The sequence below is a fragment of the Streptomyces sp. NPDC000134 genome (assembly GCF_042899225.1).
Classification (GTDB): Bacteria; Actinomycetota; Actinomycetes; order Streptomycetales; family Streptomycetaceae; genus Streptomyces.
Genome location: NZ_JBIAZN010000019.1, coordinates 128,701 through 153,167 on the forward strand (window position 1 = coordinate 128,701; position 24,467 = coordinate 153,167).

The following is a 24,467-nucleotide window of genomic DNA, read 5'->3' on the forward strand; positions in this document are numbered from 1 at the left end:
CGGTGGGCAGGGGAGCGTCACCGGGTGCCGCCCGCCGCGTGGCGGCCGACCGCGTCCGCGTTGGCGCGGGTGACGAACGCCGGGCCGGTCAGCACGGGCGCCACCCCGCCGCCGCTGACGTTGCCGTTGGTCCGGTACAGCCAGAGCGCGTCCACCGCGAGGTAACCCTGGAGATACGGCTGCTGGTCGACGGCGAACTGCACCTCCCCGCGCTTGACGGCGGCCACCAGGTCCTCGCTGACGTCGAAGGTGGCGACCCGGGCCCCGCTGCCCGCTTCCCGGACAGCATCCACCGCCGTCAGCGCGAACTGCGCGCCGTTCATCACGACTTCGTCGATACGGGCGTCCTGGCGCAACCGCGCGGTGACGGCCGCGCCGACCGCCGCCATGTCGGTGCCGTCGACGTAGAGCATCTCGGTCTCGCCGCCGAAGGTCTTCTTCACCCCGGCGCAGCGGGCCTCCAGGGCGACGTTGCCGCGCTCGTGGATGACGCACAGCGCGTGCCGGGCCTTCAGATCGTCCAGCCTGTCGCCGACGGCGCGGCCCGCGACGCTCTCGTCCTGCCCGAAGTACTCCAGCAGCCCCGCCGAACGCCAGTCGTCGATGCCGGAGTTGAGGCCGACCACCGGGATGCCGGCCGCCCGTGCCTCGGCGACCGCGGCCTTCATCGCCTGCGGCTTGGCCAGGGTCACCGCGATGCCGTCGGCCTGGTCGCGGACCGCGTCCCGCACCAGTTCGGCCTGGCCGGCGGTGTCGGCGTCACCGGCGTACGTCAGGTCGACGCCGTCCTTGGCGGCCGCCGCCTCGGCGCCCTTGCGCACCCGCTCCCAGAAGGCGTCCCCCTCGCCGCCGTGGGTGACCAGGGCGATCCGCATCCGTCCCGCGCCGGACCGGGGGGCGTCCGCGGTCCGGTCGTCCTGGCCGCTGCCGGAGGCGGAGCAGTTGGCCAGCAGGAGGCAGACCGCCGCCGTCAGCACAGCGGCGCGCAGGCGGCGGGGCCGGGCGGGCGGCGGGGGAGGAGTGTTCATGGTGGTTCGCGGCACCTCGCTGTGCGGCCGAGCAGGATGAACGGGGGCGAGCCGGGCCTCAGTTGCGCGAGGGGTGCTGCGCCGACCGGGTGAATCTCGCTCGCCCGGAGCAAATCGCGTGTGACCACTGGGAGTCAAGTGACCGGCGACCGGGTGTGAGCCGTCGCCACCGCATCGTGATGAACGGCCACCCGGGAGGTACCGCCGGGGTGCCGGCCGGCCGTCTTCCGCGGGCGGACGGGCAAGAAACGGACCGGCCAACCGGTTTTACTCGGCGGCTTGTGCCGCGTTTTCCTGCGTCTCTTCAAATAGGCTGATCGGAGCGTAAGTTATGGTCTACACCGGGTCAAAACAAACGGCATGGCCCGTCGGTTCCAGCCCAGGAGAGTTCAGTCGATGGCGAGGCAGTTACGCGCCGAGCAGACCCGCGCGACGATCATCACGGCCGCCGCCGACCTGTTCGACCGCCACGGCTATGAGTCGACGAGCCTCAGCGACATCGTGGAACACGCCCATGTGACCAAGGGCGCCCTGTACTTCCACTTCGCCGCCAAGGAGGACCTGGCCCAGGCCATCATGGAGATCCAGTCCAGGACCTCGCTGCGGCTGGCCCGGGAGATGGACGGCCGGGGCTACTCCTCGCTGGAGGCGCTGATGCGCCTGACCTTCGGCATCGCCCGGCTCTCCGTCGAGGGGCCCGTGCTGCGGGCCGGTCTGCGGCTGGCCACCGGGGGAGTGCCGGTACGGCCGCCGCTGCGGCACCCGTTCAGCGAGTGGCTGGAGCTGGCCTCGGTCAAGCTGCTGGGCGCGGTCGAGGAGGCCGACGTCCACCCGGACGTCGACGTGGACTCCGTGGCCCACACCCTGGTCTGCTCCTTCGTCGGCACCCGCGTGGTCGGCCGTTCCGTCGAGCCCGTCGCCCGCCAGCCGCGCCGGGTCGCCGAGATGTGGCGCATCCTGATCCGCGGCCTGGTCCCGGTGACCCGCCGCCCCCGCTACCTCGGGCTCACCGCCCATCTGGAACGGGAGAGCGGGCGGATCTGAGGGCGCGGGGCCGCCGGACCCGGGTCCGGCGGCCCCGGCGGGCCCGCGCGGTAGCGTCGGCCGCATGCCCGACGCTCCCGACGCACGCGACACTTCCGACACGCGCGACACGTCCGACGCACGCGACGCTTCCGGCGCACGCGACGCTTCCGGCGTGCGCGACGCTCCCGACGTACGCGACACTCCTCATGCGGGCGGCACTCCCGACGCACCCGGACCCCCCGCCCCGCCCGTCCTCCTGGGCGACGAGCCCGGCTCCTTCCCCCACGCCGTCCTGGCCGAACGGCACCCGGCGATCGTCCGGCAGGTGGCGGAGGACCTCCCGTACGACCCCGCCCGGCGCCGCACCCTCGACGCGCTGCTGGAGAACTGCATCGAGGGCACCGTCGGACCGCTGCCCGCCGACGCCCACGACCGCGCCCGCTGGGCCGCCTGGGACCTGGACGTCCACGCCGGCCGGTCCTGGTTCGAGGTGCCCTGGCTGTGGTCGGAGAGCTACTTCTACCGGCGGCTGCTCGACGCCGTCGGCTACTTCGCCCCCGGCCCCTGGCAGGGCATCGACCCCTTCCGCCCGGCCAAGCTCGCCGACCTCGACGCCCCGGAGACCGACGCGGAACTCGCCGCCCTGGACGGCCTCCCGCCCGACGGCCTGCCGACCGCGCTGCTGCACGGCTCGCTCTGGGGCAACCGCGCCGACCTCGGCTTCCGCCTCTCCGCGCCCGGCACCGCCGAGCGCGCCGAGGTGCCGCCCCTGGTCGCCGACGACAGCGAACGCCTCTGGTCCCTGCTGCCGCCCTCCGGCGACGCCACGCTCTGCCTGGTCGCCGACAACGCCGGCCGCGAACTCGTCCCCGACCTGCTCCTCATCGCCCACCTCCTCACCCACGGCCGCGTCCGCCGCGCCGTCCTGCACGTCAAACCGCACCCGTACTACGTCTCCGACGCCACCCCCGCCGACGTGCTCGACGCGCTGCGCCGGCTGACCGGCGCCGAGGGCACCGCCGCCGCGTACGGGCGCGCGCTGCGGGAGGCGCTGGCCGACGGCCGCCTCGCGCTGCGCGCCCACCCCTTCTCCTGCGCCCCGCTGCCGTACGCGCGGATGCCCGAGGACCTCCGCGCGGACTTCGCCGCGGCCACCCTCACCGTCCTCAAGGGCGACCTCAACTACCGGCGGCTGGTCGGCGACCGGCGCTGGCCCCCGACCACGCCCTTCGCGGACGTCACGGCGTACTTCCCCGGCCCGGTCGCCGCGCTGCGCACCCTGAAGTCCGACGTGATCACCGGCCTGGACCCCGCCACGGAGTCCGCCCTGGACGCGACCGAGGGCGACCGCTGGCGGACCGGCGGCAGCCACGCCCTGATCCAGGTACGGGACTGAGCGCGCCGCAGTTCCCGAATCGGCCCGGATTCACGCGATGGTGTGACCATAAGCCTCCCCGGGGATGCGTCCCCGGGGCCCTGGATAGGGCCGGGCCATGACGCAACAGCCCTTCGAACTCCCGCACTTCTATCTGTCGCACCCCGCGCGGCTGAACCCGCATGTCGACGAGGCGCGCGCCCACTCGACGACGTAGGCGCGCGACATGGGCATGCTGGAGGGCTCCGGGGTCTGGGAGCGGTCCGACCTGGACGCGCACGACTACGGGCTGCTCTGCGCCTACACCCACCCCGACTGCGACGGCCAGGCCCTGTCCCTGATCACCGACTGGTACGTGTGGGTGTTCTTCTTCGACGACCACTTCCTGGAGAAGTTCAAGCGCACCCAAGACCGCGCCGCCGGCAAGGCCCACCTGGACCGGCTGCCGCTGTTCATGCCGCTCGACCTCACGACGGGCGTCCCGGAGCCGGAGAACCCGGTGGAGGCCGGCCTGGCCGACCTCTGGGCGCGCACGGTGCCGTCGATGTCCGCCGCCTGGCGCCGCCGCTTCGCCGTCGCCACCGAGCACCTGCTCAACGAGTCGCTGTGGGAGCTGTCCAACATCAACGAGGGTCGGGTCGCCAACCCGGTCGAGTACATCAGATGCGCCGCAAGGTCGGCGGCGCCCCCTGGTCCTCGGGGCTGGTGGAGTTCGCCACGGCCGAGGTCCCCGCGGCGATCGCGCACACCCGCCCGATGCGGGTGCTGATGGAGACCTTCTCCGACGCCGTCCACCTGCGCAACGACCTGTTCTCCTACCAGCGCGAGGTGGAGGAGGAGGGCGAGCTGAGCAACGGCGTGCTGGTCCTGGAGACCTTCTTCGGCTGCACCACCCAGGAGGCCGCCGACACCGTCAACGACGTCCTCACCTCCCGGCTCCACCAGTTCGAGCACACCGCGTTCACCGAGGTCCCGGCCGTCGCCCTGGAGAACGGCCTCACCCCGGCCGAGGTCGCCGCCGTCGCGGCGTACACCAAGGGGTTGCAGGACTGGCAGTCCGGCGGCCACGAGTGGCACATGCGCTCCAGCCGCTACATGAACGACAACGCCCGGTCCTCCGCCTTCCCCTGGAGGACTCTCAGCGGCCCCGGCACCTCCGCCGCCGACGTCGGCGCGCTGCTCGCCGCGGCCGGCGCCGAGCGGCTGCGGTCCTACGCGTTCGTGCCGTTCCAGCGTGTCGGCCCGTCCCGCATCCCCGACATCCACATGCCGTTCCCCCTGGAGCTGAGCCCCGCCCTGGAGGGCTCGCGCCGACACCTGTTCGAGTGGTGCGCGCGGATGGGCATCCTCAGCGAGGGCGTGTGGGACGAGGACAAGCTCGCGAGCTGCGACCTCCCCCTGTGCGCCGCGGGCCTCGACCCGGACGCCACCCAGGAGCAGCTCGACCTCGCCTCCGGCTGGCTGGCCTTCGGCACCTACGGCGACGACTACTACCCGCTGGTCTACGGCCACCGCCGCGACCTGGCCGCCGCGCGGCTGACCACGGTCCGCCTGTCGGCCTGCATGCCACTGGGCGGCGAACCGGTCCCCCCGCCGGTCAACGCCATGGAGCGCTCCCTGATCGACCTGTGGGCGCGCACCACGGCGGGCATGACCCCCGAGCAGCGCCGCCCGCTCAGGACGGCCATCGACAAGATGACCGAGGCGTGGGTGTGGGAGCTGTCCAACCAGATCCAGAACCGCGTCCCCGACCCGGTCGACTACCTGGAGATGCGCCGCGACACCTTCGGCTCCGACCTCACCCTGGGCCTGTGTCGCGCGGGCCACGGCCCGGCCGTCCCGCCCGAGGTCTACCGCAGCGGCCCGGTCCGCTCCCTGGAGAGCGCGGCGATGGACTGGGCCTGCCTGCTCAACGACGTCTTCTCGTACCAGAAGGAGATCGAGTACGAGGGGGAGATGCACAACGCGATCCTGGTCGTGCAGACCTTCTTCGGCATCGACTACCCGACCGCGCTGAACGTCGTGCACGACCTGATGACCCAGCGCATGCGCCAGTTCGAACACGTGGTGGCGCACGAACTGCCCGTGCTGTACGAGGACTTCGAGCTGTCCGGCGAAGCGCGGGAGATCATGCGCGGCTATGTGCGGGACCTGCGGAACTGGATGGCGGGCATCCTCAACTGGCACCGCTCGGTCCGCCGCTACCAGGCCGACTACCTCGCCGGGCGCGCCCACCTCTTCCTCCCCGACCACGCCCCGTCGGTGCCCGTCCTCCACTGAACCCGGTCCAGACCCCCGCCCCGCCCGGCGGCTCACCCACGGCATCGGACACGAGGCGGGCCACACCGGCCGACGGCGGGTCAGTCTCACTCGTTCGTGGCTCGTCGGCCGCCGGTGGCCCGGGTAGGGCTCCCGGCGGAGGCGAACCATGGAACAGACAGCGTTGCGTCCCAAGCCGATCCCCGGCCAGCACTCCGGTGGCGGCGCCGGGCGGCCGGCCGCCCGGCGTCCGGGGCCCGCGCGCCGGCGCCGGCGCCGGTTCACCACGGTCCTGACCGGGCTGCTCGCCGGGACCGTGCTGGTCCTGGCGGGGGCCGGGCTCGGCACGCTGGGCGCCACGGTGATCGGCGCGACCAAGCTCGCCGGACTCCGGGAGCCCCTCGCGAGACCCGGCGCCACCGCGTCCCGGAGCGCCCCGGCCGCCCCGCCGTCCCCCGCGCCGTCCGCCCGCGTCACCGCGACGCTCGGCGTTGAGGCGGTGGACGACGAGGGGCCCGGCGCCCGCGTGGTCGGCGTCCACGTGCCGGGCCCGGGGTACTCGGCGGGCCTGGTCCGCGGCGATGTGCTGCTCGCCGTCGGCCGGGCCCGCGTCGACTCGGCCGCCGACCTCGCCCGCGCCGTCGCCGGCGCCCGCGCGGGCACCGAGGTGAAGCTCACGGTGCGCCACGCGAGCGGCGGCTACCAGCAGTTGACGGCCGTCCCGGGAGTCGTCACCTGACCGTCCGCCCGAGCGGCCGGGCCCGGCCTCGTCAACCGGCTCGCGCCGCCTCCCCGCTGCGGGCAGGATGCTGCGTACGGCCATCGCGGTGGTTCCCTCGCCACGGTCCCCTCGCAGTGGTCCTGTCGCAATGTCCTACCGCAGTGGTTCAGGAGGCCCGGATGACCGGTGGCACGCCCGCTCCCTTCACCGCCGACGACTACCGGACGCGCATGGAGCGCGCCGCGCGGGCGGCGGCCGACGCCGGGCTGGCGGGACTGCTGGTGGCACCGGGCCCCGACCTGGTCTGGCTCACCGGCTACGCGCCCACCGCCGTCACCGAGCGGCTCACCCTCCTGGTGCTCGCCCCCGGACAGGACCCCGCCCTCGTCGTCCCCGCCCTGGAGGCCCCCGACGCCGCGCGGGCCCCGGGCGCGCCCGCGCTGACCCTGCGCGACTGGACCGACGGCAAGGACCCCTACGCCGCCACCGCCGCCCTGCTCGACGGCGCGGGACGGTTCGGCATCAGCGACAACGCCTGGGCGATGCACCTGCTGGGCCTCCAGCGCACCCTGCCCGGCAGCTCCTACGCCTCCCTCACCGACGCGCTGCCGATGCTCCGCGCCGTCAAGGACCCGGCCGAGCTGGAACTGCTCGCCGCGGCCGGCGCGGCGGCGGACGCCGCCTTCGAGGACGTCCGCGCGCTGCCCTTCCGCGGCCGCCGGGAGTCCGAGGTGGCCGCCGACCTCGACGGGCTGCTGCGCGCGCACGGCCACTCGGTGGTCGACTTCACCATCGTCGCCTCCGGCCCCAACGGCGCCAACCCGCACCACGAGGCCGGCGACCGGGTCATCGAGGACGGCGACATGGTCGTCCTGGACTTCGGCGGCCTCCTCGGCGGCTACGGCTCCGACACCTCCCGCACCGTCCACGTGGGCGAGCCCACCGACGAGGAGCGCCGGGTGCACGACCTGGTCCGCGAGGCCCAGGAGGCCGGTTTCCGGGCGGTCCGGCCGGGCGCCGCCTGCCAGGACGTCGACCGGGCCGCCCGCGCGGTGATCGAGCGGGCGGGGTACGGCGAGTACTTCATCCACCGCACCGGGCACGGCATCGGCGTCACCACCCACGAACCGCCCTACATGATCGAGGGCGAGACGCGGCCCCTGGTGCCCGGCATGTGCTTCTCCGTGGAACCGGGGGTCTATCTGCCCGGCCGTTTCGGGGTACGCATCGAGGACATCGTGACGGTCACGGAGGACGGCGGCAGGCGGCTGAACGACACCGCGCGGGAACTCGTCGTCGTGGACTGACCGTTTCTCCTGTTCCCGACCGTCCCCGGAAGACGACCACGCGACCATGACCCAGGCACCGACACCCACCGCGGACACCGTCCGTGGACTGGTCCGTTCCCTGCTCGGCGGCGGCGGCGGCGGTGACGACGGCAGGGGCAGGGGCGGCGGCCCCGGTGACGCGGGGGCCGGGATCGAGGTCCGGCCCGCCGCCGAGGGCGCCGCGCCGGTCACGTGGTGGGTCGGCGCCCGCCATGTGCTGCGCCTCGCTCCCGACCGCGAGGCCGCCGTCCGCCGGCGCCGCGAGCTGCGCCTGCGCGACCTGGTCCGCCCGCACGTCCCCGTCGCGGTCCCGGTGAGCGTCGCGCACGGCGAGTGGGCACCGGGCCTGACCTGCACGCTCGACGTGCGGGTGCCCGGCGGTCCGGCCGAGCGGCACGAGGTGTCCGCCGTCGGCGAGACCGACCTGGCGGGACTGCTCACCGGGCTGCGCGAGGTGTCCGTGGGGCAGGCCCAGGCCCTCGGGGTACCGCGTACCGCGCCCCGGTCCCTGGAGGCGCTGCGCCGGGCCGCCGAACGGGCCGCCCGCCGGCTCGCCGCCGCCGACGAGTTCGACCCGGCCCGCCTGGCCCAGCTCACCCCGGCGGCCACGGCCCAGTTGGCGGCCCAGCCCGGCACCGCGGTCCTGGTCCACCACCGGCTCACCGGCGAGCACCTCCTCGTCAGCGCCGACGGCCGGGTGCGGGGCGTGCTCGGCTGGTCCGACGCGGTGATCGGCGACCCCGCGGAGGACATCGCCGCCCTCGCGCTCGCCGTCGGTTCCCCCGCCGCCGTCCGCGCCGCCACCCTGGCCGGCTACGGCGCCCGCCCCTGCCTGCGCGGCCTCTGGCTGGCCCGCTGCGACGCGCTCCTGGCCCTCGCCGAGGCCCACGCCGACCTGCGCGCCGCCGACCGCCTGCGCCGCGCCTGGGAGCCGATCCTGCTGGAACGCGTGACGGAACTCCGCGAGCACACCACCGACCCGGAGCCCTGACACCGGGCTCCGGGCCGAGGGACGACGCCGGCCGCAGAACCGATGGCGCCCACCGCGGTCCCTGACACCGGGCTCCGGCCCGGCAGACGACGCCGGCCGCAGCCCCGATGGCGCCCACCGCCGTCCCTGACCGTGGGGGCGCCGGGGCCGTGGCGACCACCACAGCCTCTGCCGCCGCCCCCGCCCCCGCCCCCGCGACCGCCCTACTCCTGCACCAGCACCACCGCCGACTCCCCGGGCACCCGCAGCGCCCCGTCCGCCCCCGGTGCCTCGACCGGTTCCCAGGCGGCCAGTATCCGGGCGGGGCGGTTGCCGAGGGGGATCGCCGCCGGTTCGGGGCCGAGGTTGACGGCGACCCGGATGTCCCCGCGCCGGAAGGCGAGCCAGCGCGCCTCCCGGTCGTACGCCACCTTCGTGCCGGTGAGGTCCGGGTCGGTCAGGTCGGGCCGCTCGCGCCGCAGGGCGATGAGCCGGCGGTACCAGGCCAGCACCCGCGCGTGGGGCTCGCGTTCCGGCTCGGACCAGTCGAGGCAGGAGCGGTCGCGGGTCGCCGGGTCCTGCGGGTCGGGGACGTCCTCCTCGCGCCAGCCGTGCGCCGCGAACTCCCGGCGCCGCCCGCGCCGTACCGCGTCGGCGAGCTGCGGGTCGGTGTGGTCGGTGAAGAACTGCCAGGGCGTGCCCGCCGCCCACTCCTCGCCCATGAACAGCATCGGGGTGAACGGCGCGGTCAGCGTCAGCGCCGCCGCGCAGGCCGCGAGGCCGGGGGAGAGCAGGGCGCAGAGCCGGTCGCCCTGGGCGCGGTTGCCGATCTGGTCGTGCGTCTGGCTGTAGCCCAGCAGCCGGTGCGCGGCGACCCGGGACCGGTCCAGGGGACGGCCGTGGCCGCGGCCCCGGAAGCTGGAGTAGGTGCCGTCGTGGAAGTAGCCGCCGGTGAGCGTCTTGGCGAGCGCGGCCAGCGGATCGCGGGCGAAGTCGGCGTAGTAGCCCTGCGACTCGCCGGTCAGGGCGGTGTGCACGGCGTGGTGGAAGTCGTCGTTCCACTGGGCGTGCACCCCGAGGCCGCCCGCCGCGCGGGGGGTGATGACCCGGGGGTCGTTCAGGTCGGACTCGGCGATCAGGAACAGCGGGCGGCCGGTCTCGGCGGCGAGCGTGTCCACGGCCGTGGACAGTTCCTCCAGGAAGTGGCACGCGCGGGTGTCGGCCAGCGCGTGCACCGCGTCCAGGCGCAGCCCGTCGATCCGGTAGTCGCGCAGCCAGGCCAGCGCGCTCCCGGTGAAGTAGTCGCGGACCTCGTCCGAGCCGGGCGCGTCCAGGTTGACGGCCATGCCCCAGGGCGTGTGGTGGGTGTCGGTGAAGTACGGGCCGAAGGCGGGCAGGTAGTTGCCGGACGGGCCCAGGTGGTTGTGGACGACGTCCAGGACCACCCCGAGGCCCCGCTCGTGCGCCCGGTCGACGAACCGCTTCAGTGCCTCGGGCCCGCCGTACGGCTCGTGCACCGCCCAGAGCGAGACGCCCTCGTAGCCCCAGCCGTGCCGGCCCGGGAACGGGCAGAGCGGCATCAGTTCCACGTGGGTGACGCCCAGCTCGACCAGGTGGTCCAGCCGTTCGGCGGCGGCGTCGAGCGTGCCCTCGGGCGTGTACGTGCCCACGTGCAGCTCGTACAGGACCGCGCCCGGCAGCGGCAGCCCGGTCCACTCGGCCCGCCACGCGTACCGCCCGTGGTCGACGACCGCGCTGAGCCCGTCCGGGCCGTCCGGCTGCCGGCGGGAGCGCGGGTCGGGCAGGACCGGGCCGTCGTCCACCGAGAAGCCGTACCGCGAGCCGTCCCGCGCCTCGGCCTCGCCCCGCCACCACCCCGGCCGCTCCGGATCGCGCTCCAACGCGCCGGTGACGCCGTCGCACTGGAGATTGACACTGCCGGCCTCAGGTGCCCACACCTCGAACTGCACGGACGGTTCCCCTTCGTCTGCTCACCGTGACGTACCCCGTCCATGGTCCCGCGGAAGCGATCATTCCGCCGGTGAACGTGCCTTTCGGCACAGGTGTCGCCGGCCGCACGCGGGTGGCGGCCGTCCGGCGTTGCCTGGACACCCCGCCCGCGCTGACCGACAATCACCTGCGTGACGTCGTCCTTCGAGTTCAACACGTACCCCGCGGAGCGGTTGTCCGACGCGGAGCGCGACAAAGCGCTGAAGGTTCTCCGGGACGGGGTCGCCCTGGGCAGGTTGTCGCACGACACGTTCATCCGCCGGATGGAGCTGGCGCTGACCGCCCGCAGCCCGGAGGAACTGGCCGTGCTCACCGCCGACCTGCGCACCGAGGGCCGGGTCTCCCGGCTGGTGTTCGGCACGGTCGAGGCCGTCTCCGGCTTCACCGTGAAGCTGCGCCGGGCCTGGCAGGCCGAGAAGCTGCCCAAGCTGCTGCTGCCGCACCCCGGCACCGGCCATCCGCTGCGGATCGGCCGGGACCCGGCCAGCGGGCTGCGGCTGACCCACGAGACGGTCTCCCGCGTGCACGCCGAACTGTGCCGCCAGGGCGGCCTGTGGGTCCTGCGCGACCTGGGCTCCACCAACGGCACCACCGTGAACGGGCGGCGGGTCGTCGGCGCCGCCGTGGTCCGCGAGGGTGACCAGATAGGTTTCGGCCAGATGGCCTTCCGGCTCGCGGCGCGCTGAACCCCACCCGGATCGTTGGTCTGGGCTTTACGGCGTGTCATCCGCTACGGAATGGCCGAAAACCCTTTGCCGGTCGCGGTGTTGACGTGCCCCCGGACTCGTGTCTGACTGTGCGTACCCCCCGCACACCACGTGGACCGCCGGCACCTCATCGTGGAGGTGTGTGCCCTGCCGCGCCTGCTCCGCTACCCGACCGTCGACGAACTGGGCGCCGCGGCCGCCGCGCTCGCCGCCCGCCACCCCGGCCGGGCCCGGCTGCGCAGGGTCGGCACCTCCCGCGCGGGCGACCCGCTGCTGCTGCTCAGTGTCGGCCACGGCGACCGGCAGGTCCTCGTCGTCGCCGGACCGCACGCCAACGAACCCGTCGGTGGCGCCACCGCCCTGAGACTGGCCGAGCGCGCCCTGGCCGACCCCCGGCTCACCGACGGCGCCGACGCCACCTGGAACCTGCTGCTCTGCCTGGACCCCGACGGCCTGCGCCGCAACGAGGGCTGGCTGACCGGCCCGTACACCCTCGGCCGGTACGTCCGGCACTTCTTCCGGCCGGGCTTCCTGGAACAGCCCGAGTGGCTGCCCGACGGCCCGGCCGGCGCCGCCCTGCCCGAGACCCGGGCGCTGCTCGCCCTCCAGGACGAACTGCGGCCCTTCCTCCAGTGCTCGCTGCACGGCGTCGACGTCGGCGGCGGCTTCGTCGAGCTGACCCACGACCTGCCCGGCCTCGCCCAGCGCCTCGCCCACACCGCCGCCCGCCTCGGCGTCCCCCGCGAACTGGGCGCCTACGACGCGCTGTACTGGCCGGGCCTGGGACCGGCCGTCTACCGGATACCGCCGCCGCGCCGGGGCGACCTCACCGCGGCCATCACCGAGGCCGCCGTCGACTCCACCTGGACCCACCCGGGCGGCCACGGCACCGTCACGGCCGTGGTGGAGGCCCCCATGTGGGGCGTGGCCGCCGTGGCGGACGGCTCCCCGCCCGCGGACCGGGACGCGGCCCTGCGGTCCGTCAGCGCGGTCCTGCGCCGCGACACCGGGGTGCTGCGCCGCCTCCTGACCGGGCTGCGGCCGCACCTGCCCGCCACCGAGGAGACGGCCCGGCTGCTCGCCCCGGTCGACGACTACCTGCTGGTCTGCCCCGCCCTCGCCGACGCCTGGGACCCCGACACCGACGACGGCTCCGGTCGCCCCCTGCCGCCGCTCAGCACCGCCCACCTCGTCACCCTGCGCATCGCCGGGCGCCGGCTGGCCCTGCGCACGGCCGGGCTGCTGCACCAGGCGGTCACCGGCGCGGGACGCGACCCGGCCGGCGCGCTGCCGCGACTGGAGCAACTGCTGGACCTGTGGTGCGCCGACTACCAGGAGGGCTGCGCGGCCCGCTGGATACCGGTCGCCCGGCAGGTCGAGTACCAGGTGCGGGCGGTGCTCGCGGCGTTCGAGCTGGCCGGGCGGCAGCCCTCCGCCCGCTCCCGTTCGGGTGAGCGGGGCTGGGGTCGCGGGGCCGCCGTGCCGATGCACCGGGAATGACGCACACCACCACCACAGCGAGAGCGGTACGGGGCGGTCTGCTGGCGGCGACCGCCCTCCTCGTCGCCTGCGCCGCCCCCGCGCAGGCGACCGTACGGGGCCCGGAACCGGCGGGCGACTGGCTGCTCCTGTCGGTCACCCGGGGCGACACCCGCAGCGGCGGCACGGACGGCACCCTGCTGCTGTGCGACCCGCCCCGCGGCCACGCGCACGCCGACCTGGCCTGCGCGGAACTCGACCGGGCGGGCGGCGACATCGCGGCCGTGCCGCCGCGCGAGACCCACTGCCCGATGATCTACGCCCCGGTCACCGCCCACGCTCGCGGGCAGTGGCGGGGACGGCCGGTGGAGTACACCGGGACCTTCCCCAACACCTGCGTGCTGGCGGCCCGCACCGGCGCCGTCTTCGCCCTGGCCGAGGACCCCCCGGCCGCCCCCGCGCCCGTCTCCTAGGGCTCCACCCGCTCCAGCAGCGCCACCGGGAGCCGTTCGAGGACGTCCGCCACGCGGGCGTGGCCGGTGTACTCGCGGCCGGGCGAGAGGAGGTCGGTCCAGCGGCCCGGCGGGAGCGGCAGCGCGGTGTCCCGCCAGCCGCCGGCCTCCGCCAGCCTCAGCGACAGCCGGGTCACCACGGGGACCACCTCGCCGGAGCGGACGTACGCCGCGCAGTGCGCCGCCGCCGGTCCCTCGGCGGCCAGCGGCTGGTACGTCGCCGAGGCGCCGAACAGGCCGGGCCGCCGCGCCCGCAGCGCCAGCGCCGCCCGGGTCACGGCGCCCTTCTCCCCGGTGTCGCCGGGCGGGAAGGCGACCGGACGGCGGTTGTCGGGGTCGACCAGCGCCCGGTACTCGCCCTCGGTGCCCTGGTAGATGTCGGGGACGCCCGGCATGGTCAGGTGCACCAGGGCGGTGCCGAGCACATTGGCCCGGATGTGCGGCTCCAGCGCGGCGCGGAAGGCGGCCACCCGCTCGCCGGGCACCCCGCACGGTCCGGCCGCGACGAACCGGGCCACCGCCTCCTCGTACGGCGGCTCCTGCTCGGTCCAGCTCGTGTACATGCCCGCTTCCCGGACGTGCTTCAGCAGCGCCTCCCGGACCCGCCCGGTGTCGGCCGGGCCCAGCCCGAACACCGTCTGCCAGGCCGCCCACGCCAGTTGCCCGTCGGGCACGCCCTCGCCGTCGTGCGTGACCTCCGCCAGGACGTCCGCCCAGCGCCCCGGGCACTGGGTCAGCACGGCCAGCGCCGCCCGGACGTCGGCGCTGCGCTTGGTGTCGTGGGTGGAGACGACCGTGCCGGTCAGCGGCCAGTCGCGCTGCACGCGTGCGCAGTACGCGTGGAACCGCGCGGGCGACACCGCCGGGCTCCCCGGTTCGCCGCCCACCTCGGTCGCCGACAGCAGCGGCACATAGCGGTAGAACGCCGTGTCCTCGACCGACTTGGCCCGCAGCGCGGACGAGGTCTGCGCGAACCGGGTCCGCAGCTCCATCAGGTCCGGCCCGTCACCCGCCCGGCCCAGCACCAGGTCCCGTACGACGGCCACCGCGCCGGCCTCCTCCGGCACCACGAACGCCAGCCGAGCCTCGTCCGCCGCCTCCTCGGTGACCACCCGGGCCGCGTCCTCGGAGAGGTAGGGCCGGTAGACCTCCAGGCGGACCAGCAGCTCCTGGAACGCCGTGCGCAGCGCCCAGGGCGCCCGGTCGCGCAGCCTGGCGTCGGGCGAGGCCGCGCACAGCCGGTGCGCCACCCGCACCAGGCGGTCCAGCTCGGTGGCCAGCTCGTGCGTGAGCACCTTGTACGCCGCCCGCCGGACCGTCGCCGCCCAGTCGCCGCCCCGGTCGGTCTGCGGGGCCGCGAACCGCCGGTAGTGCCCGAGGAGTTCGCCGTGCCCGTCCGGGTCGGTGAACAGGCCGTCGACGTGCCGCAGGGCGTCGTACCCGGTGGTGCCCGCGACCGGCCAGGAGGGGGGCAGCGCCTCGTCGTCGGCGAGGATCTTCTCCACCACCGTCCAGCGTCCCCCGGTCGCCTCGTGCAGCCTCCTGAGGTAGCCGTCGGGGTCGGCGAGCCCGTCGGGGTGGTCCACGCGCAGTCCGTCGATCACGCCCTCGTGCAGCAGCCTCAGGACGGTGGCGTGGGTGGCCTCGAAGACCTCGGGGTCCTCCACCCGGACGCCGATCAGCTCGGAGATGCTGAAGAACCGCCGGTAGTTCAGCTCGGTGCGGGCCAGCCGCCACCACACCGGCCGGTACCACTGGGCGTCCAGCAACTGCGGCAGCGGCAGGTCCGCGGTGCCCTCGCGCAGCGGGAAGGCGTGGTCGTGGTAGCGCAGCACGTCGCCGTCGGCCCGCAGGTCGCCGAGCACGTCCCCCAGGGGACCGCCCAGCACCGGCAGCAGCACCTGGCCGCCGTGCGCCTCCCAGTCGATGTCGAACCACCGCGCGTACGGCGACTTCGGGCCCTCCCGGAGCACCTCCCACAGGGCGTGGTTGTGCCGCGGGGACATCGCCATGTGGTTCGGCACGATGTCCACCACCAGGCCCAGGCCGTGCTCCCGCGCGGTGCGCGCCAGCGCCCGCAGCCCCTCCTCGCCGCCCAGTTCCCCGCGCACGCGAGCGTGGTCCACGACGTCGTAGCCGTGCGCGGAGCCCGGCACCGCCTCCAGCACGGGGGAGAGGTGCAGATGGGATACGCCGAGCGAGGCCAGGTACGGCACGGCCGCCGCCGCGGCCTCGAAGGGGAAGTCGGGCTGGAGCTGGAGCCGGTACGTCGCCGTGGGGGCCGGGTGGGGGCGCTCAGGTGTCATACAGAGCTGGGTACCCCCCTCGCCGCCTTATGTGTCACCGGCCCCTGAACGGGCGTACCCGCGCGGGTACGCCCGTTCCGCCTACACGGGCCGCTGCAGAACCGTCATGCTGCGGTCGACCAGGGTCAGCCGGTCCCCGGCCTGCACCTTGTGGCCGGTCCCCGGCGGCACGCCGTCGGGCAGGGCGGTGTCGACGACGACCTCCCACTGGCGGCCGTGGTCGACCGGCACCACGAACTCCAGCGGCTCGGGCGAGGGGTTGAACATCAGCAGGAACGAATCGTCGGCGATGCGCTCGCCACGCGCCCCCGGCTCCGAGATCGCGTTGCCGTTGAGGAACACGGTCAGCGCCGACACCTGCGCCGAGGTCCAGTCCCGCTGGGTCATCTCCTCGCCCTGGGGCGTGAACCAGGCGATGTCCGACAGCTCGTGGTGGGTGCCCTCCACCGGGCGGCCGTGGAAGAAGCGCCGCCGCCGGAAGACCGGGTGGTCCTTGCGCAGCCACACCATCGCCCGCGTGAAGTCGAGCAGCGGATGGCCGTCCTCGGGCCACTCGACCCAGGACAGCTCGTTGTCCTGGCAGTAGGCGTTGTTGTTGCCCCGCTGGGTGCGGGCGAACTCGTCGCCGTGGCTGATCATGGGCACGCCCTGGGAGAGCAGCAGCGTGGCGATGAAGTTGCGCATCTGCCGCGCCCGCAGCTCCAGCACTCCCGGGTCGTCGGTGTCGCCCTCGGCCCCGCAGTTCCAGGACCGGTTGTGGCTCTCGCCGTCCCGGTTCTCCTCGCCGTTGGCGTCGTTGTGCTTGTCGTTGTACGACACCAGGTCGTGCAGGGTGAAGCCGTCGTGGCAGGTCACGAAGTTGATCGAGGCCAGCGGACGGCGGCCGTCGTCCTGGTACAGGTCGGAGGAGCCGGTCAGCCGGGACGCGAACTCCGCCAGCGTGCGCGGCTCGCCGCGCCACAGGTCGCGCACGGTGTCCCGGTACTTGCCGTTCCACTCCGTCCACAGCGGCGGGAAGTTGCCCACCTGGTAGCCGCCCTCGCCGACGTCCCAGGGCTCGGCGATCAGCTTCACCTGGGAGACCACCGGGTCCTGCTGGACCAGGTCGAAGAACGACGACAGCCGGTCCACCTCGTGGAACTGCCGCGCCAGCGTCGCCGCGAGATCGAAGCGGAACCCGTCGACGTGCATCTCGGTGACCCAGTACCGCAGCGAGTCCATGATCATCTGGAGGACGTGCGGGGACCGCATGAGCAGCGAGTTCCCGGTGCCCGTGGTGTCCATGTAGTACTGGGGGTCGTCGGTCAGCCGGTAGTACGAGGGGTTGTCGATGCCCTTGAAGGAGAGCGTCGGCCCCAGGTGGTTGCCCTCGGCGGTGTGGTTGTAGACGACGTCCAGGATGACCTCGATGCCGGCCTCGTGCAGCGCCTTGACCGCCGACTTGAACTCCAGCACCTGCTGGCCGCGGTCGCCCCAGGAGGCGTACGCGTTGTGCGGGGCGAAGAAGCCGATCGTGTTGTAGCCCCAGTAGTTGTTCAGCCCCATGTCCACCAGGCGGTGGTCGTTGACGAACTGGTGCACCGGCATCAGCTCCAGCGCGGTCACCCCCAGCTCGGTGAGGTGTTCGATGACCGCCGGGTGCGCCAGGGCCGCGTAGGTGCCGCGCAGCTCCTCCGGAAGGCCGGGGTGCCGCATGGTGAGGCCCTTCACATGGGCCTCGTAGAGCACCGTGTGGTGGTACTCGGTCCGGGGGCGCCGGTCGTCGCCCCAGTCGAAGTAGGGGTTGACCACGACCGACGACATCATGTGCGGCGCCGAGTCCAGGTCGTTGCGCCGGTCGGGGTCGTCGAAGTGGTAGCCGTACACCTCCTCGCCCCACTGGATCGAGCCGCTGATCGCACGCGCGTACGGATCGAGGAGCAGCTTCGCCGAGTTGCAGCGCAGCCCGCGCTCCGGGGCGTACGGGCCGTGCACGCGGTAGCCGTACCGCTGTCCGGGCATCACGCCGGGCAGATAGGCGTGGCGGACGAACGCGTCGCTCTCGCGCAGCTCGATCGCCGTCTCCGAGCCGTCGTCGTGCAGCAGACACAGCTCTACTCGGTCGGCGGCCTCCGTGAAGACCGCGAAATTGGTGCCGGCGCCGTCGTACGTGGCACCGAGTGGATATGCCTCTCCAGGCCAGACCTGCATGGATATGACTCTTTCAGGTGAGCGGTGCCGGTGGGGACGCCTTGACTCCGAGTCTCCCGAAAACCGCCGGAGCCACCTACCAATTCCTTTCCGCTCGCCGGGTGATCAAGCCCCCGACGTGTGACCGTGCGATGAATCCGCTCACACCCGTACCACCTCCGGCGCGGAACATACCCGGGGATGCGGGAAGTTGGGCGACGAGCCTGCGCATCAGGCTGCGTCGCGGACCGCTCCCGGAGTACCCTTCCTTGATCGTTGGGACGGGGTGTGTCCGGGGGAGCGGAAGGCGGTGCGCGGGTGGGCTCGGGAGGGCTGGAGCTGCCCCCTGGTGACGAGGGTCACGAGGGGAACTCCACGGACGTCCCGCCCGGTGCGGTGTCCCTGGCGCGGCCGATGGACGCCGGCGCGATCGGTCCCGAGCTGGACTGGGACGCCGGCGCCTGGCGCGAGGTGCGCACCCGCGCCCAGCGGGCGGGCCGGGCCTACATCTGGCTGAACCTCGTCGAGCAGCGGCTGCGCGCGGTCGTGGCCGCCGTGCTCCGCCCGGTCTACGAACCGGTGCACGGCGACGACTGGGTGGTCGCGGCCGCCGGACCGGCCGGGCAGGAGTGGGTGCAGCGCGCGGTCGCCGTCCGCGAGGTCAGCCGCCGCAAGGGCTATCTGCTCGACCCGGCCGACGACAACGTGCTCAGCTTCCTCACCCTGCCGCAGTTGCGCGAGCTGATGGTGCAGCACTGGCCCTGCTTCGAGCCTTACATGGACGACCGCCGGGACGTGGAACTCGCCCTGGACGAGCTGGAGGTCACCCGCAACGTCGTCTCCCGCAACCGGGCCCTGTCCGAGGCGGTCCTGGCCCAGGCCGAACGGGCCGCCGCCCGGCTCCTGGAGGTCCTCGGCGCGGGCGGCGACGTGCCCTCCGCGCGCCGGCTGCCCGTGGACGCGGTCGAGGACCTGGTCGGCGACCGGTACGCGGACGTGGTGGCGGTCCACCCGGACCGGGTGCGGCTGCTGCGCCAGTTCCCGGCCGAGGACATCTTCGGCGGCGCCCGCCGGCTCGACGCCATCGGCATCGGCCTGAACCTGCTGGTGCAGAACTTCTCGGGGCGGCGGCTGGTCCGGCTCGCCGGGTCCGGCGGCCGGGTGCGGCTGCTGTTCCTGAACCCGGCCTCCAGCGCGGTCAAGCGGCGCGAGCGGGAACTCGGCATCAAGCGCGGTGAGCTGAGCCGGGCCGTGGAGACCAACATCCTGCACATGCGCCGGGTCCGCGCCAAGCTGCGCGACCCCGGGGCCTTCGAGATCCAGGTCTTCGACGAGACACCCCGCTTCACCGCCTACCTCGTCGACGGCGACGGCGCCGACGGCATCGCGGTCGTGCAGAACTACCTGCGCCGCACCCGGGGCATGGAGGCACCGGTGCTGGTCCTGCGGAACGGGAAGAACGGCGGCAAACTCGTCAAGTCGGGTGAAGTGGACGAAGGTGGTCTTTTCCCTACGTACCGCGAGGAGTTCGAGCAGATGTGGGCGGATTCGCGGCCTGTGTCCTGACCGGCCGGAGGCCCCGGCAGGGGGCGGTAAGCGGAAGGCGATCCTCGGATTGTCAGTGGCCCGTGCGAAGGTGGGGACCACTGGGGGAACGCACCACCGAGAAGGGGGACAGCCCATGGGCTGGCACCGGGAGCCGCTGATCGGCTTCGACCTGGAGACGACCGGCACCGATCCGCGCGAGGCGCGCATCGTCACGGGCGCCGTGATCGAGGTCAGAGCCGGCGAGCCGCTGGGCCGGCGGGAGTGGCTGGCCGACCCCGGCGTGGAGATCCCGGCGGACGCGGTGGCGGTGCACGGCATCAGCACCGAGCGCGCGGCCGGTGAGGGCCGCCCGGCCGACCAGGTCGCGGACGCCATCGCCGGTGTCCTGGCGGACCACTGGCGGGTGGGCGTCCCGGTCGTCGCCTACAACGCGGCCTTCGACCTCACCCTCCTCTCCGCCGAACTGCGGCGGTACGGGCTGCCGTCCCTCCGCGACCGCCTGGGCGGCCTCGACCCCGCCCCGGTCATCGACCCCTACACCATCGACCGCTCCATCGACCGCTACCGCCGCGGCAAGCGGAACCTGGAGGCGGTCTGCGCCGAGTACGGCGTGCCGCTGGACACCGCCCACGACGCGGCGGCCGACGCCCTCGCCGCGGCCAGGCTGGCCTGCGCGATAGCCGAGCGCCACCCCAAGGTCGCGGCCCTCGGCCCGGCGGAGCTGCACCGCCGTCAGATCGAGTGGTACGCCGAGTGGGCGGCGGACTTCCAGGCGTTCCTGCGCCGCAAGGGCGACGCCACGGCCGTCGTCGACGGCGTCTGGCCGCTGCGCGAACCCGCCGACGAGCGGGTCTGAGCCACCGCCCCGCGCGGCAGGCGGGCCGCCCCCGGCAGGCGGTCCCGGTTCAGAAGGGGTACCAGCGCACGGCCGGGTCCCCGTCCCGCAGCGACGCCACCCGGCGCTCGAACTCGGCCAGGGCCCGGGGATTGCTCGGCGCGTGCTGCGCGACCCAGGCGCAACTGGCGGTCTCGCGGGCCCCGCGCAGCACCGCGCACCCGTCCCACTCCCGCACGTCCCAGCCGTAGGTCTCGGTGAAGGACTCGTACGCCTCGGCGGGCAGCCCGTAGCGGTCCCGGCTCAGGGCCGGCACCACCAGGTCGTGCTCGCGCAGGTCACCGGAGAAGGTCTCCAGGTCCACCAGGACGGGCCCGTCCGGGCCGATGTGCACATTGCGGGGCAGCGCGTCGCCGTGGATCGGGCCCGGCTCCAGCGCGGGGACGACGGCGGCGGCGGCCGCCGCGAAGCCGTCGCGGCGGGTGCGCAGGTACTCCGCGTCCGCGGGGTCGATCGCGTCGCCCGCGAGCCGCAGCCAGCGTTCGACACCGCCCAGCAGGTCGCGGGGCGGCAGCGGGAAGGAGGGGGAGGGGAGCGCGTGCACGAGACGCAGCAGTCGGGCCAGGTCCCGGGGTTCGGCGGGGCGCACCGGGTCGGGCAGCCGGTGCCACACGGTCACCGGGTGGCCCGCGACCGACCGCGCCTCGGCCTCGGCCGCCCGCACTGCCGGGACACCGGCCTCTTCCAGCCAGCGGGCGACGGCCAGCTCCCGGCGGGCCCGGTCGAGCAGCTCGGCGTCGCGGCCCACCTTGACCACCAGGTCGCCGGCGGCGAACACGGCGTTCTCGCCCAGGGAGAGCAGCCGCGCCCCACCCACCGGGCCGGGCAGCACCCCCGCCGCCGCCAGTACCTCCCGCGCCCGTGCCTCGTCCATCGTCGCTCTCCGTCCGTCCCGCCGACCGTTCTCCGTCGGCCAGTGTCGCATTCGCACAGGTCGGAGGGTGTGCGCGGGCTCTTGACTGAGCACCGCGCGTTCACGACCATGACCCAGGCCCGACCGAGCCGCGCAAAGGGGCTGATTACGTGACGAAACCGGCCGAGGTGAGCAGGCCCGCGCGCCGCGCGGCCGACCACGGCGCCTGGTTCCTGGTGCTGCCCGCGCTGATCCCGATCCTCGTGCTCAGCGTCGGACCGCTGCTCTACGGCGTCCTGCTGGCCTTCACCGACGCCCAGTCGGGCCGCACCGAGCCCACCCGGTGGATCGGCGCGCTCAACTTCCAGGACCTGCTGCACGACACGCTGTTCTGGGAGTCGTTCCGGATCGGGCTGGCGTGGGCGGCCGGGGTGACCGTGCCCCAGTTCCTGCTCGCCCTCGGCCTGGCGCTGCTGCTCGACCAGAGGCTGCGGCTGCGCTGGCTGGCCCGCGCCCTGGCGATCGTCCCCTGGGCGATGCCCGAGGTCGTCGTCGGCATCATGTGGCGGCTGGTCTACCACCCGGACGCGGGCATCCTCAACGAGACCCTGCGCGACCTCGGCCTGGGCGAGGGCCGGGACTGGCTCAGCGGCCTCGCCACCGCCCTGCCCGCCGTGCTGGTCGTCGGTATCTGGGCCGGGATGCCGCAGACCACCGTCGCCCTGCTCGCCGGCCTGCAGAACACCCCGCGGGAACTGCACGAGGCCGCCGCGGTCGACGGCGCCGGGGCCTGGCGCCGGTTCCGCGTCGTGACCTGGCCGGCGCTCAGACCGGTCGCCCTCGCCATCACCGCGCTCAACCTCATCTGGAACTTCAACTCCTTCGCCCTGGTCTACGTGCTGACCGGCGGCGGCCCCGGCGGCCGGACCCGGCTGCCGATGCTCTTCGCCTACGAGGAGGCGTTCCGCTATGGGCAGTTCGGCTACGCGGCCGCGATGGGCTGCGTGATGGTCGCCGTGATCTCCGTCCTGCTGGCCGTGTTCCTGGCCGGCCGGCTCCGGGGAGGTGAGGACGCGTGAGGACCTCGGCCCCGGCCCGCGCCGGCCAGTACGTCGCGCTGCTGGCGTATCTGGTCTTCCTGGCCTTCCCCTTCCTGTGGCTGCTGTCCACCGCGTTCAAGCCGCCGCGCGAGCTGGCCGGCCTGCACCCCACGTGGTTCCCGAGGGACCCCACGCTGGACAACTTCCGGCAGGCGTTCGACGAGCAGCCGCTGCTGCGCGCCGGGGCGAACTCGCTGCTCGCCGCGTCCGGCGCCGCGCTGCTGGCCGTACTGCTCGCCACGCCGCTGGCGTACGTCATGGCGCGGTACCGGACCCGGCTCGGGCGGGCCGTGACCGGGTGGGTGATGGTCAGCCAGGCGTTCCCGTTCGTGCTGGTGATCATTCCGCTGTTCCTGGTGCTGAAGAACCTGCGGATGATCGACTCGGTGCCGGGGCTGGTGCTGGTGTACGTGGTGTGGGCGCTGCCGTTCGCGCTGTGGATGCTCGCCGGGTACGTCCGGGCCGTGCCGGCCGAACTGGAGGAGGCGGCGGCGGTCGACGGGGCCGGGAAGCTGCGGACGCTGGTGTCGGTGACCGCTCCGCTGCTGGCGCCGGGGATCGTGGCGACGGCGCTGTTCGCGTTCGTCACCGCGTGGAACGAGTTCTTCTTCGCGCTGGTGCTGCTGAAGACCCCGGAGAAGCAGACCCTGCCGGTGGTGCTCACCCACTTCATCGGCGCCGAGGGCGTCGCGGACCTGGGCCCGCTCGCCGCGGCGGCCTTCCTCGCCACCCTGCCCTCGCTGGTGGTCTTCGCGGTCGTCCAGCGGCGGATCACGGGCGGCATGCTCGCCGGGGCGGTGAAGAGCTGATGCGCGCCAAAGCCCTCCTCCTCGCCTTCACCCTGCTGCTCACGGCCGCCTGCGCCGGCGGGGGCGGCGGCTCGGACGGCGGCCGGATCACCCTCCGCTTCCAGTCCCTGGCCTGGCAGGAGGAGTCGGTCGAGGCCAACCGGGAGCTGGTGGCGGAGTGGAACGCCGCGCACCCGGACGTCCGCGTCGAGTACGTCCAGGGCAGTTGGGACAGCGTCCACGACCAGCTCCTCACCTCCTTCGAGGGCGGCGAGGCACCCGACGTCATCCACGACGCCTCCGACGACCTCGCGGACTTCGCCTACGGCGGCTACCTCGCCGACCTGACCGAGCTGCTGCCCGCCCGGCTGAAGTCGGAGATCCCGGACCGCACCTGGGAGACGGTCACCTTCGGCGACGGGATCTACGGGGTGCCGTTCCTCCAGGAGCCCCGGGTGCTGATCGCCGACGCGAAGCTGCTGCGGCGGTCGGGGGTGCGGATACCGACGCCCGAGCACCCGTGGAGCTGGGCGGAGTTCCGGCAGGTGACGAAGGACCTGAGCGGACCCGGGCGGTACGGGGTGGCCTGGCCGCTCAAGGAGCCCGTCTCGGCCTCGCTCAACCTGTCGCTGTCGGCGGGCGGGCAGTTGTTCCACCGGGACGCGGACGGCAAGGTCACCGTCCGCTTCGGGGCGGGCGACGAGGTGGTGCCGCGCACCATCCACGACCAGGTCAACACCGACCGCAGCGCCGCCCGGTCGACGCTGGGCAGCGGCGGCTCCGACACGCTGCCCGGATTCTTCGCGGGGAAGTACGCGATGGTGCCGCTCGGGTTCTCCTACCGGCAGCAGGTCGAGCAGCAGGCGCCCGAGGGCTTCGACTGGCGGGTGCTGCCCGCTCCGGCGGGGGCGGCCGGGCTCGATCAGGGCGTCAGCCCGCAGACGCTGTCCATCGCCGAGGACAGCCCGCACAAGGAAGAGGCCGCCGCCTTCGTCGACTTCCTGCTGCGGCCGGAGAACATGGTGCGGCTCGCCCTCGGCGACTGGATGCTGCCGACCGGGACCACGGCCCTGAAGGACCCGGCGCTGCGCACGCGGGAGCGGGGCTGGGCCGTCGGCACGGCCCTGGCCGGCAGGCTGCGGTCGGCACCCGCGCAGGCCGTGCGGGGCTATCCCGAGTGGAAGGACAAGGTGGCGACACCGGCGTTCCAGGAGTACTACAGCGGGGCGATCGGCCTGGGCGAGCTGCGGCGGCGACTGGAGGAGGACGGGAACCTGGTGCTGGCCCGCTATCAGCGCTGAGAGGGGAGCGCCCCGAAGCCGGTCGTGGCGCCGGGAGCCGCCGGGAGCCGCCGGGAAAAGAAGTTGTACGAGACGTCTCGTCTCGCTTACCG

The 24,467-nt window shown here is 74.1% G+C and carries 18 protein-coding genes and 1 pseudogene; 14 read left to right on the plus strand and 5 right to left on the minus strand.

Features of this window, described 5'->3' with window-relative positions; all coding sequences use genetic code 11:
* Positions 1–17 precede the first annotated feature (17 nt).
* A complete protein-coding gene (locus tag ACFY32_RS26295; RefSeq protein ID WP_359202662.1) occupies positions 18–1,028 on the minus strand; it encodes a substrate-binding domain-containing protein in 1,011 nt (336 codons plus the stop codon).
* A gap of 396 nt (positions 1,029–1,424) precedes the next feature.
* Here ACFY32_RS26295 and ACFY32_RS26300 point away from each other — a divergent pair, with 396 nt between their 5' ends.
* The 6 genes and pseudogenes from ACFY32_RS26300 to ACFY32_RS26325 all read left to right on the plus strand — a co-directional run bounded on the left by ACFY32_RS26300 (position 1,425) and on the right by ACFY32_RS26325 (position 8,728).
* The gene (locus ACFY32_RS26300; RefSeq protein WP_359202659.1) at positions 1,425–2,072 is read left to right on the plus strand and encodes a ScbR family autoregulator-binding transcription factor; all 648 of its coding nucleotides are present in this window, start codon (positions 1,425–1,427) and stop codon (positions 2,070–2,072) included.
* 238 nt (positions 2,073–2,310) lie between these two features.
* Entirely contained in the window at positions 2,311–3,450 is a 1,140-nt protein-coding gene (locus ACFY32_RS26305; RefSeq protein WP_390675426.1) for a damage-control phosphatase ARMT1 family protein, read from the plus strand.
* 97 nt (positions 3,451–3,547) lie between these two features.
* Positions 3,548–5,709 (plus strand): annotated as a pseudogene (gene cyc2, locus ACFY32_RS26310) (germacradienol/geosmin synthase Cyc2).
* 148 nt (positions 5,710–5,857) lie between these two features.
* Positions 5,858–6,427 (plus strand): PDZ domain-containing protein, encoded by a 570-nt coding sequence (locus ACFY32_RS26315; RefSeq protein ID WP_390675410.1) that lies wholly within the window; start codon positions 5,858–5,860, stop codon positions 6,425–6,427.
* Between the two features lie 161 nt (positions 6,428–6,588).
* Positions 6,589–7,716 carry an aminopeptidase P family protein gene (locus ACFY32_RS26320; RefSeq protein WP_390675411.1) on the plus strand — a complete coding sequence of 376 codons (1,128 nt, stop codon included), beginning with the start codon at positions 6,589–6,591 and terminating at the stop codon, positions 7,714–7,716.
* Positions 7,717–7,762: 46 nt separating this feature from the next.
* On the plus strand, positions 7,763–8,728 hold the full coding sequence (locus ACFY32_RS26325; protein ID WP_390675412.1) for an aminoglycoside phosphotransferase family protein: 966 nt from the start codon (positions 7,763–7,765) through the stop codon (positions 8,726–8,728).
* Between the two features lie 203 nt (positions 8,729–8,931).
* On the opposite strand, the gene treZ is transcribed toward ACFY32_RS26325, so the two are convergent.
* Positions 8,932–10,677: a malto-oligosyltrehalose trehalohydrolase gene (gene treZ, locus ACFY32_RS26330; protein WP_359202641.1), complete on the minus strand. Its 1,746-nt coding sequence runs from the start codon at positions 10,675–10,677 to the stop codon at positions 8,932–8,934.
* Positions 10,678–10,848: 171 nt separating this feature from the next.
* Here treZ and ACFY32_RS26335 point away from each other — a divergent pair, with 171 nt between their 5' ends.
* The 3 genes from ACFY32_RS26335 (at position 10,849) to ACFY32_RS26345 (ending at position 13,376) form a co-directional block, all read left to right on the plus strand.
* Positions 10,849–11,403 (plus strand): DUF1707 and FHA domain-containing protein, encoded by a 555-nt coding sequence (locus ACFY32_RS26335; RefSeq protein ID WP_359202638.1) that lies wholly within the window; start codon positions 10,849–10,851, stop codon positions 11,401–11,403.
* A 153-nt stretch (positions 11,404–11,556) separates the two neighbouring features.
* The gene (locus tag ACFY32_RS26340) at positions 11,557–12,924 is read left to right on the plus strand and encodes a M14 family zinc carboxypeptidase (RefSeq protein WP_359202794.1); all 1,368 of its coding nucleotides are present in this window, start codon (positions 11,557–11,559) and stop codon (positions 12,922–12,924) included.
* Positions 12,921–13,376, plus strand: a complete 456-nt coding sequence (locus ACFY32_RS26345; protein WP_359202635.1) for an SSI family serine proteinase inhibitor — start codon at positions 12,921–12,923, stop codon at positions 13,374–13,376. The genes ACFY32_RS26340 and ACFY32_RS26345 overlap by 4 nt, the downstream gene beginning before the upstream one ends.
* On the opposite strand, the gene treY is transcribed toward ACFY32_RS26345, so the two are convergent.
* Together treY and glgX are read right to left on the minus strand one after the other, a co-directional pair.
* Positions 13,373–15,721, minus strand: coding sequence for a malto-oligosyltrehalose synthase (gene treY, locus ACFY32_RS26350; RefSeq protein WP_390675413.1), 2,349 nt, complete (start codon positions 15,719–15,721; stop codon positions 13,373–13,375). The genes ACFY32_RS26345 and treY overlap by 4 nt on opposite strands.
* A gap of 81 nt (positions 15,722–15,802) precedes the next feature.
* Complete coding sequence (gene glgX, locus ACFY32_RS26355; RefSeq protein ID WP_359202628.1) at positions 15,803–17,911, minus strand: glycogen debranching protein GlgX; 2,109 nt, start codon at positions 17,909–17,911, stop codon at positions 15,803–15,805.
* Positions 17,912–18,208: 297 nt separating this feature from the next.
* Here glgX and ACFY32_RS26360 point away from each other — a divergent pair, with 297 nt between their 5' ends.
* Complete coding sequence (locus ACFY32_RS26360) at positions 18,209–19,456, plus strand: SAV2148 family HEPN domain-containing protein (protein ID WP_390675414.1); 1,248 nt, start codon at positions 18,209–18,211, stop codon at positions 19,454–19,456.
* A 115-nt stretch (positions 19,457–19,571) separates the two neighbouring features.
* Complete coding sequence (locus ACFY32_RS26365) at positions 19,572–20,294, plus strand: 3'-5' exonuclease (RefSeq protein WP_359202623.1); 723 nt, start codon at positions 19,572–19,574, stop codon at positions 20,292–20,294.
* A gap of 49 nt (positions 20,295–20,343) precedes the next feature.
* On the opposite strand, the gene ACFY32_RS26370 is transcribed toward ACFY32_RS26365, so the two are convergent.
* The gene (locus ACFY32_RS26370) at positions 20,344–21,207 is read right to left on the minus strand and encodes a phosphotransferase (protein ID WP_390675415.1); all 864 of its coding nucleotides are present in this window, start codon (positions 21,205–21,207) and stop codon (positions 20,344–20,346) included.
* 149 nt (positions 21,208–21,356) lie between these two features.
* Between ACFY32_RS26370 and ACFY32_RS26375 the strand changes: the two genes are divergently transcribed.
* Genes ACFY32_RS26375 through ACFY32_RS26385 form a run of 3 tightly spaced genes read left to right on the plus strand, consistent with a single transcriptional unit; the run spans position 21,357 to position 24,375 of the window.
* Complete coding sequence (locus tag ACFY32_RS26375; RefSeq protein ID WP_390675416.1) at positions 21,357–22,265, plus strand: carbohydrate ABC transporter permease; 909 nt, start codon at positions 21,357–21,359, stop codon at positions 22,263–22,265.
* Positions 22,262–23,095, plus strand: coding sequence for a carbohydrate ABC transporter permease (locus ACFY32_RS26380; RefSeq protein WP_390675417.1), 834 nt, complete (start codon positions 22,262–22,264; stop codon positions 23,093–23,095). The genes ACFY32_RS26375 and ACFY32_RS26380 overlap by 4 nt, the downstream gene beginning before the upstream one ends.
* Positions 23,095–24,375, plus strand: coding sequence for an ABC transporter substrate-binding protein (locus tag ACFY32_RS26385; protein WP_390675418.1), 1,281 nt, complete (start codon positions 23,095–23,097; stop codon positions 24,373–24,375). The genes ACFY32_RS26380 and ACFY32_RS26385 overlap by 1 nt, the downstream gene beginning before the upstream one ends.
* Positions 24,376–24,467: the final 92 nt, after the last annotated feature.

Bases quoted from the DNA above. Each gene is read 5' to 3' on its own strand.
- ACFY32_RS26385 (WP_390675418.1), top strand. From the start codon at position 23,095: ATGCGCGCCAAAGCCCTCCTCCTCGCCTTCACCCTGCTGCTCACGGCC.
- ACFY32_RS26320 (WP_390675411.1), top strand. From the start codon at position 6,589: ATGACCGGTGGCACGCCCGCTCCCTTCACCGCCGACGACTACCGGACG.
- ACFY32_RS26295 (WP_359202662.1), bottom strand. From the start codon at position 1,028: ATGAACACTCCTCCCCCGCCGCCCGCCCGGCCCCGCCGCCTGCGCGCC.
- treY (WP_390675413.1), bottom strand. From the start codon at position 15,721: ATGACACCTGAGCGCCCCCACCCGGCCCCCACGGCGACGTACCGGCTC.
- glgX (WP_359202628.1), bottom strand. From the start codon at position 17,911: ATGCAGGTCTGGCCTGGAGAGGCATATCCACTCGGTGCCACGTACGAC.
- ACFY32_RS26365 (WP_359202623.1), top strand. From the start codon at position 19,572: ATGGGCTGGCACCGGGAGCCGCTGATCGGCTTCGACCTGGAGACGACC.
- ACFY32_RS26300 (WP_359202659.1), top strand. From the start codon at position 1,425: ATGGCGAGGCAGTTACGCGCCGAGCAGACCCGCGCGACGATCATCACG.
- ACFY32_RS26325 (WP_390675412.1), top strand. From the start codon at position 7,763: ATGACCCAGGCACCGACACCCACCGCGGACACCGTCCGTGGACTGGTC.
- ACFY32_RS26370 (WP_390675415.1), bottom strand. From the start codon at position 21,207: ATGGACGAGGCACGGGCGCGGGAGGTACTGGCGGCGGCGGGGGTGCTG.
- ACFY32_RS26315 (WP_390675410.1), top strand. From the start codon at position 5,858: ATGGAACAGACAGCGTTGCGTCCCAAGCCGATCCCCGGCCAGCACTCC.
- ACFY32_RS26345 (WP_359202635.1), top strand. From the start codon at position 12,921: ATGACGCACACCACCACCACAGCGAGAGCGGTACGGGGCGGTCTGCTG.